15 protein-coding genes are annotated in these 14,969 nt (G+C 32.7%); all 15 read right to left on the reverse strand.

Features of this window, described 5'->3' with window-relative positions; all coding sequences use genetic code 11:
* Nucleotides 1-245: 245 nt before the first annotated feature.
* A complete protein-coding gene (locus tag IDG65_RS09555) occupies nucleotides 246-1,520 on the reverse strand; it encodes a dihydrolipoamide acetyltransferase family protein (RefSeq protein WP_000406858.1) in 1,275 nt (424 codons plus the stop codon).
* A gap of 12 nt (nucleotides 1,521-1,532) precedes the next feature.
* Nucleotides 1,533-2,516 carry an alpha-ketoacid dehydrogenase subunit beta gene (locus IDG65_RS09560; RefSeq protein WP_001096642.1) on the reverse strand — a complete coding sequence of 328 codons (984 nt, stop codon included), beginning with the start codon at nucleotides 2,514-2,516 and terminating at the stop codon, nucleotides 1,533-1,535.
* Nucleotides 2,516-3,508: a thiamine pyrophosphate-dependent dehydrogenase E1 component subunit alpha gene (locus tag IDG65_RS09565; protein WP_052997591.1), complete on the reverse strand. Its 993-nt coding sequence runs from the start codon at nucleotides 3,506-3,508 to the stop codon at nucleotides 2,516-2,518. The genes IDG65_RS09560 and IDG65_RS09565 overlap by 1 nt, the downstream gene beginning before the upstream one ends.
* Before the next feature lie 15 nt (nucleotides 3,509-3,523).
* A complete protein-coding gene (lpdA, locus tag IDG65_RS09570; protein ID WP_001291533.1) occupies nucleotides 3,524-4,945 on the reverse strand; it encodes a dihydrolipoyl dehydrogenase in 1,422 nt (473 codons plus the stop codon).
* 150 nt (nucleotides 4,946-5,095) lie between these two features.
* Complete coding sequence (gene recN / locus IDG65_RS09575; RefSeq protein ID WP_000942213.1) at nucleotides 5,096-6,775, reverse strand: DNA repair protein RecN; 1,680 nt, start codon at nucleotides 6,773-6,775, stop codon at nucleotides 5,096-5,098.
* A 15-nt stretch (nucleotides 6,776-6,790) separates the two neighbouring features.
* Nucleotides 6,791-7,243, reverse strand: a complete 453-nt coding sequence (gene ahrC, locus IDG65_RS09580) for a transcriptional regulator AhrC/ArgR (RefSeq protein ID WP_001124985.1) — start codon at nucleotides 7,241-7,243, stop codon at nucleotides 6,791-6,793.
* 430 nt (nucleotides 7,244-7,673) lie between these two features.
* Nucleotides 7,674-8,555 carry a polyprenyl synthetase family protein gene (locus IDG65_RS09585; RefSeq protein ID WP_000183376.1) on the reverse strand — a complete coding sequence of 294 codons (882 nt, stop codon included), beginning with the start codon at nucleotides 8,553-8,555 and terminating at the stop codon, nucleotides 7,674-7,676.
* Nucleotides 8,533-8,763 carry an exodeoxyribonuclease VII small subunit gene (locus IDG65_RS09590; protein ID WP_000159865.1) on the reverse strand — a complete coding sequence of 77 codons (231 nt, stop codon included), beginning with the start codon at nucleotides 8,761-8,763 and terminating at the stop codon, nucleotides 8,533-8,535. Before IDG65_RS09590 ends, IDG65_RS09585 begins: the two co-directional genes overlap by 23 nt.
* Nucleotides 8,756-10,093, reverse strand: a complete 1,338-nt coding sequence (gene xseA / locus IDG65_RS09595; RefSeq protein ID WP_001286928.1) for an exodeoxyribonuclease VII large subunit — start codon at nucleotides 10,091-10,093, stop codon at nucleotides 8,756-8,758. Before xseA ends, IDG65_RS09590 begins: the two co-directional genes overlap by 8 nt.
* A gap of 16 nt (nucleotides 10,094-10,109) precedes the next feature.
* Entirely contained in the window at nucleotides 10,110-10,499 is a 390-nt protein-coding gene (nusB, locus tag IDG65_RS09600) for a transcription antitermination factor NusB (RefSeq protein WP_000087385.1), read from the reverse strand.
* Nucleotides 10,500-10,558: 59 nt separating this feature from the next.
* A complete protein-coding gene (locus tag IDG65_RS09605) occupies nucleotides 10,559-10,921 on the reverse strand; it encodes an Asp23/Gls24 family envelope stress response protein (RefSeq protein WP_206174080.1) in 363 nt (120 codons plus the stop codon).
* A gap of 14 nt (nucleotides 10,922-10,935) precedes the next feature.
* Entirely contained in the window at nucleotides 10,936-12,291 is a 1,356-nt protein-coding gene (gene accC, locus IDG65_RS09610) for an acetyl-CoA carboxylase biotin carboxylase subunit (RefSeq protein WP_000756620.1), read from the reverse strand.
* Nucleotides 12,291-12,755, reverse strand: coding sequence for an acetyl-CoA carboxylase biotin carboxyl carrier protein (gene accB / locus IDG65_RS09615; protein ID WP_001009520.1), 465 nt, complete (start codon nucleotides 12,753-12,755; stop codon nucleotides 12,291-12,293). The genes accC and accB overlap by 1 nt, the downstream gene beginning before the upstream one ends.
* A gap of 473 nt (nucleotides 12,756-13,228) precedes the next feature.
* Entirely contained in the window at nucleotides 13,229-13,786 is a 558-nt protein-coding gene (efp, locus tag IDG65_RS09620) for an elongation factor P (RefSeq protein ID WP_000626504.1), read from the reverse strand.
* Between the two features lie 25 nt (nucleotides 13,787-13,811).
* Complete coding sequence (locus tag IDG65_RS09625) at nucleotides 13,812-14,873, reverse strand: M24 family metallopeptidase (protein ID WP_000087107.1); 1,062 nt, start codon at nucleotides 14,871-14,873, stop codon at nucleotides 13,812-13,814.
* Nucleotides 14,874-14,969 lie beyond the last annotated feature (96 nt).

The following is a 14,969-nucleotide window of genomic DNA, read 5'->3' on the forward strand; positions in this document are numbered from 1 at the left end:
CTCAATCAAATAACCTCCAATCGAAGATTGAGTTAAGACATGATTATATAATTTAAAAAAGAAAAAATGTAGGAAAAACAGCATTTTCATTTCGCCATTTTCCTACATTTTATAACCGCCATTTACATGATTATTGTTCTTTATCTTTTTTTGAATATATTGCACATATTTTATTGCCCAAAAAAATACATCCATCGACAAGAACAAGATAAAACAAGTTGTCGATAGATGCATCTATGTTATCACTAATATATATTTGTATTTTCTAAAGTATACTGTTCGATACGCTGTTTAATATGATTCATAAATTTACCTGTTTGTAAACCATCTAAAATACGATGATCAATTGAAATACATAAATTAACCATGTTACGAATTGCAATCATATCATTAATTACTACTGGCTTTTTAACGATTGATTCTACTTGTAAAATCGCTGCTTGAGGGTGATTTATAATACCCATTGATGATACAGAACCAAACGTACCAGTATTATTTACCGTAAATGTACCGCCCTGCATATCTTCAGCTGTCAATTGCTTATTACGCGCTTTTGTTGCTAAAGTATTAATTTCTCTAGCTATACCTTTGATTGACTTTTCGTCTGCATGCTTAATCACAGGTACGTATAATTTATTTTCATCAGCAACAGCAATTGAAATATTAATGTCTTTATGTAAGACAATTTCATTTCCTTGCCAGCTACTATTTAATAAAGGATATGCTTTTAAAGCATCTGCTACAGCTTTTACAAAGAAAGCAAAAAACGTTAGATTATATCCTTCTTTATTTTTAAAGCTGTTTTTATAATGATTTCTCGTATTCACAAGATTTGTAGCATCTACTTCAATCATCATCCATGCATGTGGAATCTCTGTTACACTATTAACCATATTTTGCGCAATTGCTTTACGCACACCATTTACTGGTATTGTGCTGTTTTCACTATTGTCTTCAGATGATTGGTTACTTGATGTATCTACTGATGTTGATTGTGTTTGAACTTGTTTGTCAGATTGAGCTGTGGTACCACCATTTTCAATAACTGACATTATATCCTTCTTAGTTACACGACCTTCAAATCCACTACCTACAACTTGTGATAAATCAATGTCATGCTCTGAAGCGAGTTTAAATACAACAGGTGAAAAGCGACCATTATTACGTGGTTGATTTTGTTTAGCAGTAGATGTCTGTTCCACTGTTGCACTAGCTTTTTTAGTAGATTTCTGAGTATGCTCATCCACATTTGCTTGTATCTCTTCAGTTGTTTCATTTGTCTTTTCATCAGCAGTTTCAATTTTACAGATAATTGTATCAATAGCTACTGTCTGCCCCGCTTCAACTAAAATTTCTGTAATTGTTCCTGATATCGTGGAAGGGACTTCAGCTGTCACTTTATCTGTAATAACTTCACATAATGGTTCATATTCATCAATATGATCACCAACAGAAACTAACCATTGTTCAATGGTGCCTTCATGAACACTCTCACCTAACTTAGGCATTGTTATTTCCATGACTTTCCCTCCCTAGAATTCTGCTAATTCACGCATTTTATTTAAGATTTTTTCTGGATTCATCATAATTTCATTTTCTAATACAGGAGAAAATGGCATAGATGGTACATCTGGAGCAGCTAAACGCATGATTGGTGCATCTAAATCGAACAAGCAATGCTCTGCAATAATCGCTGACACTTCTGACATAATGCTACCTTCTAAATTATCTTCAGTTACAAGTAAAACTTTACCTGTATGTTTAGCACGATCAATAATTGTTTCTTTATCTAATGGATAAACAGTTCGTAAATCTACGACTTCAACATTGATACCGTCTGCAGCTAAAATATCAGCGGCTTGTAAGCAATAATTGACCATTAATCCATAACAAAATACTGTTAAATCTTCACCTTCACGTTTAACATCTGCTTTTCCTAAAGGTACAGTGTAATATTCTTCTGGCACTTCTTCCTTTAAGAAACGATAAGCTTTTTTATGCTCAAAGTATAAAACAGGATCATTTGATTCAATTGAAGATAATAATAGACCTTTAGCATCATACGGTGTGGAAGGAATAACAATTGTTAAACCTGGTGATGAAGCAAATATACTTTCAATACTTTGTGAATGATATAGTCCTCCGTGAACACCGCCACCAAATGGTGCACGAATCGTTAATGGGCATTGCCAATCATTATTTGAACGATAACGCATTTTCGCAGCTTCACTAATAATTTGATTTGTCGCAGGTAAAATAAAATCTGCAAATTGAATTTCTGCAATTGGTCTTTTACCTACCATAGCTGCACCAATGGCAGTTCCAACAATATTTGACTCAGCTAATGGCGTATCGATAACTCTGTCTTCACCATATTTTTGTTGCAGTCCTTGAGTAGTACCAAATACGCCACCTTTTCTACCAACATCTTCACCAAGAATAAACACATCTTTATTTTGTTGTAATGCTAAGTCTTGTGCCTGGCGTATCGCCTCTAAATAAGATAATTTAGCCATTAGTTAAGACTCCCTTCTTCGTACACAAATGCATAGGCTTCTTCGACACTTGGATATGGCGCGTCTTCAGCAGCCTTTGTCGCTTTATTGATGATGTCTTTATGCTCCGCTTCTATTTCTGCCAACCAAGCATCATCGATAATGCCAGCTGAAAGCAACTCTTTTTTGAACTTTTCATTGCAGTCTGCTTTTTTAAGCGCTTCACGCTCTTCTTTCGTACGATATTGGTCGTCATCATCTGATGAATGAGCTGTCATACGACTTGTTACTGCTTCAATCAAAGTTGAACCTTGATCAGAAATAGCTCGATCTCTTGCTTCTTTCATCGCTTTATACATTGCTAATGGATCATTACCATCTACTTGTTCACCATGTATACCGTAACCAAGTGCTCTATCCGATAATTTTTCAGCTGCGTATTGTAATGAATCAGGTACTGAAATTGCATATTTATTATTTATAATGACACATACAAAAGGAAGTTTGTGTACACCCGCGAAGTTTAAACCTTCATGGAAGTCACCTTGGTTTGAGCTACCTTCACCAACAGTTGCTGTTGCAATTTTCTTCTTACCATCCATTTTTATAGCTAAAGCAGCACCAACAGCATGGGGTATTTGAGTTGCTACCGGTGAACTTTGTGACAAAATATTCTTAGCTCTACTACTAAAGTGTGATGGCATTTGTTTTCCACCAGAGTTAACATCGTCTTTCTTTCCAAACGCTGATAAAAACGTATCATACGCTGATATACCCATATAAGTAACGAAAGCTAGATCTCTATAATAAGGCGCAGTAATATCACCTTCTTCTAATGCGTATGCCATCCCAATCTGAGTTGCTTCTTGTCCTTGACCACTTACAACAAATGGAATTTTACCTGCACGGTTCAATAACCACAGTCTTTCATCTATTTTTCTACCTAAATCCATCCATTTATATATTACTTTTAGGTCTTCTTCGCTAAGGCCTAATGATTTATAATCAATCATGTTAAATCCTCCTATTTATACGTGAATAGCTCTACTTTCTGCTTTCAATCCTAATTCCATCAACACTTCAGAGATGGAAGGATGTGCGTGTGTTGTTAGTCCTAATTCTAATGCCGAGCCATTCATGAACTGTAACAGTGATGCCTCATTAATCAATTCTGTTACATGTGGACCAATCATATTAATACCCACAATTTCTTCAGTTGATTGATCAATCACCATTTCGCTATACCCTTCGTTTGCATCATGGCTATCAATCACTGCTTTACCAATTGCTTTAAATGGTACTTTAAAACTTTTAACTTTCATTCCCTCTGCCTTTGCTTGCTCAATGTTTAAACCGATAGAAGCAATTTCAGGTTGTGAATAAATACACTTAGGCATCATGTTATAGTTTACTGGGATTGGGTTCCCTTCAAACATATGATCGACGGCCACAACACCTTCTTTTGATCCAACATGTGCCAATTGTAATTTTCCAATACAATCACCAGCTGCATAAATATGTTTATCTTCAGTTTGTTGAAATTCGTTCGTTAAAATATGTCCTGATGTTGAAAGTTTTATTTTAGTGTTGTTTAAACCAATATCTGATGTGTTAGGTTTTCTACCAATCGATAGCAACACTTTATCTACTTTAATTATGTCTGAGGAAATTTCAAATGTAACACCATCTTCGTTAACATTTATATCATTTTCAGAAAGTTTTATTCCCTCATAGAATTTAACACCACGTGCTGATAATGATTTTTTTAATAGTTGTGAAGCTTGTTTACTTTCAGTTGGTAAAATTCTTTCACCTGCTTCTATAACTGTTACGTCAACACCTAAATCTATCATCAATGATGCAAATTCCATTCCGATAACACCACCACCAATAATACCAATACTTGATGGTAACGTCTTTAATGATAATATATCATCGCTAGATAAAATTTTATCATGATCAAATGATAAAAATGGCAACTCTGCAGGCGAAGAACCAGTTGCAATTAATACAAATTGGTTGGGTAATAAGTCTGATTCACCATCTTCATATTCGACAGAAATTGTGCCACTTTGAGGTGAAAATATAGATGTACCTAGAATACGTCCCGTGCCATTATAAATGTCAATGTGATTGTGTTGCATTAAATGCTTTACACCTTGATACATTTGATTAATAATGTCTTCTTTTCGTGCCAACATATTTTCAAAATTAACATTAGCATCTTTGACATCAACGCCAAACATTGCTGCCTGTTTTACTGTTTGAAATACTTCTGCTGACTTAAGCAGTGATTTAGTAGGAATACAACCTTTATGGAGACAAGTACCTCCTAATAGTTGTCGTTCTACTATTGCCACTTTCTTACCTAATTGAGACGCACGTATCGCAGCAACATATCCTGCAGTACCTCCACCGAGAACGACTAAATCATATTGTTTCTCTGACATGTTCTTACTCCTAACTAATGATATATATCCATTGAAAATTTATTAATACATAGTTTTCATGTCCATTAATTACCTATTTTACATGATTGTCTATTTAGTTTGAATGCACATAAATAAGTCCACAAATGAGTATTCAACACACTTTGGAAATTATCTACGTCTTTGATTGTGTTGTATCATTTCTCTTGCATTTTCTCGAGTTAAATCAGTAACACTTGCACCTGAAATCATTCGTGCAATTTCATCTACTTTATCATCGCCAATTAACTCTTGAACTTGTGTTGTTGTACGATCATCTTTTGATGATTTCGAAATTAATAAATGATGGTCGCTCATCGATGCAACTTGTGGCAAGTGAGAAATACAAATAACTTGTATATATTCTGCTATATCTCGCATTTTCTCTGCCATTTTTTGTGCAGCTTGTCCAGATACACCTGAGTCAACCTCATCGAATAAAATTGCAGTTTGACCTCTCGATTTAACAAAAATACTTTTTAACGCTAACATAATTCTAGAAAGTTCTCCACCTGACGCAATTTTATTTAAACTTTTTAATGGTTCCCCTTTATTAGGACTGATTAAAAATTCTACAAATTCGATTCCATCAATATTCGGTTCTTCTAATTTTTTAAATGAAATCTCAAGATTTGCATCTTTCATTTGTAAGTTTTGAATTTCCGATACAATGTGGTCTCTTAACTCCCTAGCGACTATACGACGCTGCTTTGATAGCGCTTGTCCAACCTCTATAACTTGATTATACAATGCATTTATTTCTTCTCGTAACTGCGATGTACTTTGTTCATAGTTTTCAATTTTATTGATTTCATTATTAAGTTTTTCTTGATATGAGATTAATTCTGAAATATCTTTTCCATATTTGCGTTTTAAATTATTCAGCAAATTCATACGAGATTCATACTCGTTTAACACTTGTTCGTCGAATTCTGTATTAGCCATTTCATCATATAACTCATGTTTTGCATCTTCTAAAATGTAATAAAATTGATCAATATCTTCTTTTAATTTGTCATATTTGTTTGGAACTATATCGTTTATTGTTAACAAATGGTTGCTTAGTTCATACAAACGATCAGTGATAGCATTTTCATCCGTTAATGTCATATGTGCGTTATTAAGTGCTAAGCTTAATTTTTCAGAGTTTTGAATGCGTTTAATATCAATTTCAAGTTGCTCTATTTCACCTTCTTTTAGGTGTGCTTCAGACAATTCTTCTAATTGAAATTTCATTAAATCTAAACGCTGCAGCAATGCTTGGTCTGCTGATTCTAAATCTTCTAACTCTTGCTTTTTGGCTTTATAATTTTGAAAAGTTTGGTGATATTTATCCAACAAATCTTGATAACGTGATTCTGCGTAATTATCCAATAATGTTAAATGGTATTTTTGTTTCAACAAAGACTGCGTTTCATGTTGGCCATGAATATCTAATAATTCTTGCATAACTTTTCGTAAATCTTGTAAAGTAACTGTTTGATTATTAATTTTACAAAGACTTTTACCAGAGCTAAAAATTTCCCGTTTAACTAATAAAAAATCTTCATCTACATCAATATCCATATTTTTCAATATATGTATAGCATCTTTACTCTCGTCAATATCAAATATACCTTCGATGACAGCCTTTTTTTCACCATGTCTTACAAAATCAGATGAAGCTCTCATTCCAATTAATTGTCCAATTGCATCTATAATAATTGACTTACCTGAACCCGTTTCACCACTTAAAACAGTTAAACCATCAGAAAATTGAATTTCTAACTCTTCAATAATAGCAAATTGCTTGATTGATAAGGTTTGTAACATAAACTCATCGCATCCTTATAACAAATTGAAAATTCTTGACTTGATTTCATCACTTGCCTCTTTGCTTCGACAAATAATTAAACAAGTATCATCACCACAAATTGTGCCTAGTACTTCTTCCCAATTGATTTGGTCTAATATAGCTCCAATAGATTGTGCATTACCAGGTAATGTTTTTAGAACAAGTAAATTATCAGTACCATCTATATTAACAAAGGAATCCATTAAATAACGTCCCAATTTTTCTAAAGGATGGAATTTTCTATCATTTGGTAAACTATAAACATATTGACCTGAAGGTATAGGTACTTTAATAAGTTGTAGTTCTTTAATATCACGAGAAACAGTTGCTTGAGTGACATTTAAATCATAATCGTTTAATCGTTTAACTAATTCATCTTGTGTCTCTATCTGTTCATTTGAAATAATTTCTCTAATTTTTATATGCCTAACCGATTTTTTGGGCACAGTAAACACCTCTGATTACGAATATTTATACATTTATTTTAACACATGCACTGATTTACGACTACTAAACACCTTTACGTAAAAAGGGTAAACATGGTTTATCTATCTTGGTTATCTATTTATAAATATTTTTCATATTACGCATAACAATTGCTTAAAATATGTATAAAAATGAATATATGTGTAATAAACTTGCTAATTATTAGATTTAATAAGCGTCAATTGTTTGAACATATTTAATTAAAATCACATTGATATCACAGATGCGAATATTGTCGTATAGAAATTGAAAATTCTATTTTTAAATGAAAGACTTCAACATAATTTTAAGTTTCAACATGAGAAAAATCGATTAACAAACAACGTCAGTTGAATATGCCTTTTGAGACATTTCAAACTTTACAATTGTTGCTAATCGATATATTTGCTTTTAGTGATCCCTGCTATAAAATAAATCAACGATTTCTAATAAGTGTTTTGTATTGAATTGTTCATCAATTTGCGTTAGTTCATACACTGCTGCGTCTCTATGATAAGTCAATTTATCTTCTGCGCCATCTTTTCCTAATAAACTCACGTACGTACTTTTATTATTTTCAAGATCGCTGCCCACTTTTTTACCTAACTTCGCTTCATCACCATAGCAGTCTAATAAATCATCTTTAATCTGAAACATCATACCTAAATGATAACTATAACTTTCTAAATGTTCTTTAGTTGCATCATCGACATTAGCGATATCTGCTGCACTCATAACCGCAAAAGTTAATAGTGCACCTGTTTTTGTTTTGTGTATCATTTCCAAAGTTTCAAGATCAATTGGTTGGCCTTCGCTTTGCATATCTAACATTTGTCCACCGACCATTCCAACATGACCACTTGCTATTGACAGCCGTTGTAGAACTTTTATTTTTACTTCATCAGTTAATCTATCATCACTTGAAATAAGTTCAAATGCTTTAGTTAATAAAGCATCACCTGCTAATATCGCAGTCCACTCACCATATACTTTATGATTTGTTAATTTCCCTCGTCGATAATCATCATTATCCATCGCTGGTAGGTCATCATGAATAAGTGAATATGTATGAATCATTTCTAGTGCAATTGCGCTCTTCATACCTAACTCATACTCGGTATTTAGTGAATCTAAAGTGAGTAATAACAGAACTGGTCGGATGCGTTTACCTCCAGCATTTAATGAATACAACATACTTTCTTCTAGCTGAGTATCCATTACTGATTTATTTATCGCAACCGATAATTCATTATTGACTTCATCTATTAATTTATTCATCGGTAGATTCGTCATTTTTTACATCCTCAGCTTCTTCTTTTATTAAGTCATTCACCTTTTTTTCGGCATTTTTTAAAGTTGTGTCACAAGCTGCTGATAGTTTCATACCACGTTGGTATAAATCTAATGATTCCTCTAAAGATACTGTTTCATTATCTAATTTTTGAACAATTTGCTCTAATTCTTGCATCATTTCTTCAAAACTTTGCGTTTCTTTAGTCATTATTACACCTTACTTTCGTAACTTTTGCATCTACTAAGCCATCTTTCATTGTTAACGTCAATTGATCATTTTCTGTTAAATCTTTAGTACTCGTAATGACTTCGTCTTTTTTATTAACAATTGCATATCCACGCAACATTGTATTAGTTGGACTTAAATTGTTTAAGTTTTCTACTTTATTTTTCAAATCATTTTTATAACTTAATATCTTAGAATTCAATAATTTAACAAGTTGGTTTGTCAATTGAAGATTATTTTGTTGTTCTTGATTAACACTACTTAGTAACGCTTTTAAATTATAGCGTTGTTGCAACAGCATTAATCGATGTCTCTGTTGTTCAAAAGTTGCCTGAATTTGTTGTTTCAGTCTCTTTTCTAAATCATCTCGACGTTGTATCTGTTGATCATACAATAAAGTTGGTTGTTTAAACTTGTAATACGATGACAAATGTTCAACATGTTTACGTTGTTGTTCTAAATGTTTCTTGATGAAACGAGTCAATGTAAACTGATATTGCTGTATTTGTTGCAGCAATTCATATTGGTCTGGTGTTGCAATAACAGCAGCTTGAGTTGGAGTCGCAGCTCTGATGTCTGCAGCAAAATCACTTAATGTAAAGTCTGTTTCATGACCTACTGCTGATATAATCGGTGTCTTACAATTATATATTGCACGGACGACAGCTTCTTCGTTAAAATTCCATAAATCTTCTATGGATCCACCGCCTCGACCTACAATAATGGTATCTACACCTAAACTATCTGCATATTCAATTTTTTCAATAATGTCGTCCTTTGCTTTTTCACCTTGAACCAAAGTACTAATTTGTATTTGTTCAGCTAATGGGAAACGACTATTTATCGTTGAATGGATATCTCGAATTGCGGCACCTGTACTCGCTGTTAAAACTGCAATTTTTTTTGGAAACTTAGGTATTGATTTCTTATTCGCTTTATCAAAACAACCTTCTTCAGTTAATTTTTTCTTTAATGCTTCTAATTTTTGATATAAGTTCCCTATACCATCTAATTGCATTTTATTTACATAAATTTGATAGTTTCCACGACGTTCAAAAACAGAAACACGTGCTTCTAATAAGACTTCATCTCCTTCTTTAGGTTCGAAGTTTAATTTAGAAGCACTACCTTTGAACATCATGGCACTTATAACGCTTTCTTTATCTTTCACATTAAAGTATAAATGACCACTTGAATGCTTTTTGAAATTTGAAAGCTCACCTTTAATCAATACAGATTGGAGATGTGGATCTTGATCAAATTTATATTTAATATATTTCGTTAAAGCTGAAACACTTAAATAATCTGACATATAACATCACTCAATTTTATTTTTTTATATTACTCAATACACCATTTATAAATTTATAATGATCATCATCACTGAATTGTTTTGTTAATTCAACTGCTTCATTCATTACAACTTTAGCAGGTGTATCACTGTGTAATATTTCATATGTTGCCATTCTTAAAATAATACGATCCGTTTTTAATAAACGTGCAATAGTCCAATCTTTTAAATAAGGACTAATTGTCTCGTCTAATACAGGTTCGTGATCTTTAACGCCAGAAACTAGCCAATGAATAAATTCGAAGTCTAAATCTGGATTATCGTCTTTAATAAAGCTTATCGCTTCATTTATCGTTAAATCACTGTCCTTCATTTCTAATTGAAATAAAGTTTGAAAAGCTTGCACTCGGGATTCTTTACGACTCATTTTTAACTCCTTCAAACGTTTGTATTTTTCTTTATTTAATTACTGAATTAGGTATGACATTACTTTTCAATAACGATTTGTGTAATGTGAATATTAATTTGCTTAGGTTCTATCGCTGTCATATTAGAAATTGAATTAAAAATTGACGTTTGAATTTTGTTTGCAGTTTTTGAAATATTAACACCATGTTTTAATGCACAATATACATCTATATATATGCCATCTTCTTTACTCTCGATTTTTAAATCACGGCTTAAATTTTTACGACTAACTTTTTCTAAATTTGTTTCTTTTAATTCAGCAAAATGGCCAGTGATGCCTTCGACTTCCGAAGTAGCTATACTTGCAATAACAGATAGCACTTCTGGCGCTATTTCTACTTTACCTAATTTTGAATTTGGATAATCAGTTACTTTGACCATGGATTGACCTCCTATTAACCTTCATCATTCATAATGCTATTTTGCTCTAAAAAGTTTGTATTAAATTTACCGCTTCTAAATATATCGTTATTCAATAATTTAATATGGAATGGAATAGTTGTATCAATACCAAGAACCACAAATTCACTTAATGCACGAATGCCAGCCATAATCGCTTCATCTCGTGTCGGTTCATGTATGATTAATTTCGCTACCATCGAATCATAATATGGCGGTATCGTATAATTAGTATAACATGCTGACTCTATTCGAACACCATATCCACCTGGTGCAAGATATTGCTCAATTTTACCTGGTGATGGCATAAAGTTCTTGTAAGGATTTTCAGCATTAATTCTAAATTCAATTGCGTGTCCTGTTAATTTAATATCTTCTTGTTTATATGGTAACACTTCACCCATAGCAACTTGTAATTGTAATTTAACTAAATCAATTCCTGTTACCATTTCAGTTACAGGATGTTCTACTTGAATACGTGTATTCATTTCCATAAAATAAAATTTATTATCATTTAAATCATATATAAACTCAATTGTTCCCGCATTTTCATAATTTACAGCTTTCGCTGCACGCACTGCGGCATTTCCCATTTCACGACGTGTTTCATCATCTAAAATTGGGGAAGGTGCTTCTTCCACTAATTTCTGCATACGTCTTTGAATTGTACAATCACGTTCTCCTAAATGAATTACATTACCATAGCTGTCCCCAACAATTTGGATTTCAATATGGCGGAAGTTTTCGATGAATTTCTCCATATAAAGTCCACCATTACCAAATGCAGTTTGAGCTTCTTGTTCTGTCATTCGGAAGCCAGTTTCAAGTTCTTTTTCATCACGAGCAACACGGATACCTTTTCCGCCACCGCCAGCAGTAGCTTTAATGATGACCGGATAGCCAATTTTTTGGGCGATTTTCTTAGCTTCTGAGACGTCTTTCATTAAACCGTCACTACCAGGAACAACTGGAACATTGGCTTTGATCATTTCTGCCTTAGCAACATCTTTGATACCCATTTTTTGGATAGATTGATAACTTGGTCCAATGAACTTCAATTGGCATGCTTCGCATAATTCTGCAAAGTCAGCATTTTCAGCTAAAAAGCCATAACCCGGATGAACGCCATCACAACCTGTAGAAGTTGCAATAGATAAGATGTTCGGAATATTTAAATATGAATCTTTAGACAAAGTGGGACCTACGCAATATGCTTCATCAGCAATTTGAGTATGTAGCGCATCTTTATCCCCTTCAGAATAGATTGCAACAGTTTGGATGCCTAAATCACGACAAGCGCGAATAATCCTAACTGCGATTTCACCGCGGTTTGCAATTAAAACCTTTTTCATTATTTCACCTTAAATAACGGTTGGCCATACTCTACCATTTGTCCGTCTTCTACTAAGATTTCAACAATTTCACCTGAAATTTCTGCTTGAATTTCATTAAATAGTTTCATTGCCTCTAAAATACACACTGTTGTTTCATTTGAAACAGTGTCCCCAACTTGCACATATGCTTCTTCGTCTGGAGAAGGCGATTTGTAAAATGTACCTACCATAGGTGCATTAATTGTTTTGTGATTATCTGAAGTTGGCTTTGGAGCTTCAGTTTTATTGCTATCAGTTGATTGTACTTGAGGCATAGGCATTGCCGCAGCTTCAACTGGCATTTGTGAAATTTGTGGCGTGATAATCTCAGTTTCTTTTTCTTTCTTAAGCGTCACTTTGCCTTTAGTATCTTCAATATTGATTTCCGTTAAAGTTGATTTATCCAGAATTTCAATTAATTCTTTGATTTCTTTAAAGTTCATTATTACTGACTCCTTCAGTTTGTTTTCATCTACCCGTCTATTTTACTTGAGACAACTCTTCAATTCAAGCATGTTCATATTGCTGGCGACATTATAAGTCTATCCCAAAGTTATAATAAAAACACATTTTAAATTAAAAACACTTGTGTATTTATTACTTAACATTGACTCATCTTAACTCTTGATTAAAAATTTTATGCATTCAGTTAAACATATCAATGTTATTTTTATTAGCTATTATGTTTAATCCTCAACAATATGATATGTAGATATATACCTTTACTCATGTCTATGTTTTTTCACTACCAATTAGACGATTCGTTTTATATTTTAAAAATTATTTTAAAAATAAAAAGCCTCATATCAGCATATAACCTATAATCATTTTAGGCAATAGCTTTATGAGACTTATTTGGAATATCTTACGTTAAATCAGTATAGTGTATACAAGCTATTTGTTAACAAATTAGAGATTATCCTCTTGAAATGTAGCTTCCATCACCAGTGTTGATAATTAAAACGTCACCTTCGTTTACAAATAAAGGTACATTTAATGTATAACCTGTTTCAACAGTTGCCGATTTAGTAGCACCAGTTGCAGTATCACCTTTAATACCAGGTTCTGTTTCAGTTACTGTTAATTCAACAGTTTTAGGTAATTCAACACCGATAGTTTCACCTTCGTATGTTTGAATTTGTACTTCCATACCTTCTTTTAAGTAATTCAATTCTTCTTTTAAGTAATCACTTGAAAGTTCTGTTTGTTCAAAGCTTTCATTATCCATAAATACATGATTATCTCCGTCAGCATATAAATATTGCATGCGACGATTTTCAATCATTGCTGGTTCAACTTTTTCACCAGCTCTAAACGTTTTCTCTTGAATTGCACCAGTTCTTAAATTACGTAATTTTGAACGAACGAATGCTGAACCTTTACCAGGCTTTACATGTTGGAAGTCTATAACTTTCCAAATAGCGTTATCAACAGAAATTGTTAAACCTGTTTTAAAATCATTAACCGAAATCATTCAGTTTCCTCCTCATTTTACACGCTTATGTTAAAACTATAAGGTCTTTTGTGCATTTAGTAAAGACTTGACAACCATTTTCTGTAATTAAAATATCATCTTCTATTCTTATACCGCCCAAACCTTCTATATAAACACCAGGTTCTACTGTAACACAGTTGTTAACTTGAAGTTTATCTTGTATCGTACGAGCCAGCATTGGCCCTTCATGGATTTCTAAACCAATACCATGTCCTAGTGAATGTCCAAATTCTTTTCCATACCCTTTTGACTCTAAATAGTTTCTTGAAATGGCATCAGCTTCTGCACCAGTCATGCCAGGTCTAATCTCATTAATTGCTTTCATTTGAGATTCAAGTACTATTTGATATATTTCTTTCAGTTTAGGATCTGGTTCTCCAATAGCAAATGTTCTAGTAATATCTGAACAATAGCCGTTATAATACGCGCCAAAATCTAATGTAATCATGTCGCCTTTTTCAATAATTTTATCACTTGCAACACCATGTGGTAATGCACCTCTATGACCAGATGCTACAATCGTATCGAATGATGGTCCATCTGCTCCTAATTCTAGCATTTTACTTTCTAATATTGCCTTTAATTCTTTTTCAGTCATACCTGCTTTTACAACAGTTAAAATATATTCATATGTTTCATCAACAATATTAGCTGCTTTTTGAATTAAAGCAATTTCGTCAGCATCTTTGACGTCTCTAATTTTATCTACAGTATTAGAAATGCTTATTAATGATATACGGCTTTTATTTAATTCAAGGTATGTATCATAACTTACATGGTGCCCCTCAAAACCTACATTTTCAAAATTTTCTTGGTGTAGCAATTCTTTAATCTCACCAATAATAGTAGATTTACGATTAATAATTTCATAATTTGGCGCCTGCTTAGTTGCTTGATCAATATATCTAAAGTCTGTTATCAAATATTGTTTATCTTTAGATATGATTAGCGCACCGCTAGTCCCAGTAAATCCTGACAAATATCTTCTATTGTAATCTGAAAGTATGATTATTGCATCTAAATGTTTTTGTTCTAAAATACGATGTACTTGTGTTATTCTGCTCATCTTATGACCTCCTAGTGAAACGTTTGTGCATTTCAACTTTATACATTAAAATAATATCATAATAAGGATAAAAAATAATAGATATTGATTTTAGGG

It is taken from the genome of Staphylococcus sp. EG-SA-17, assembly GCF_017151845.1.
GTDB classification, from domain to species: Bacteria; Bacillota; Bacilli; order Staphylococcales; family Staphylococcaceae; genus Staphylococcus; species Staphylococcus aureus.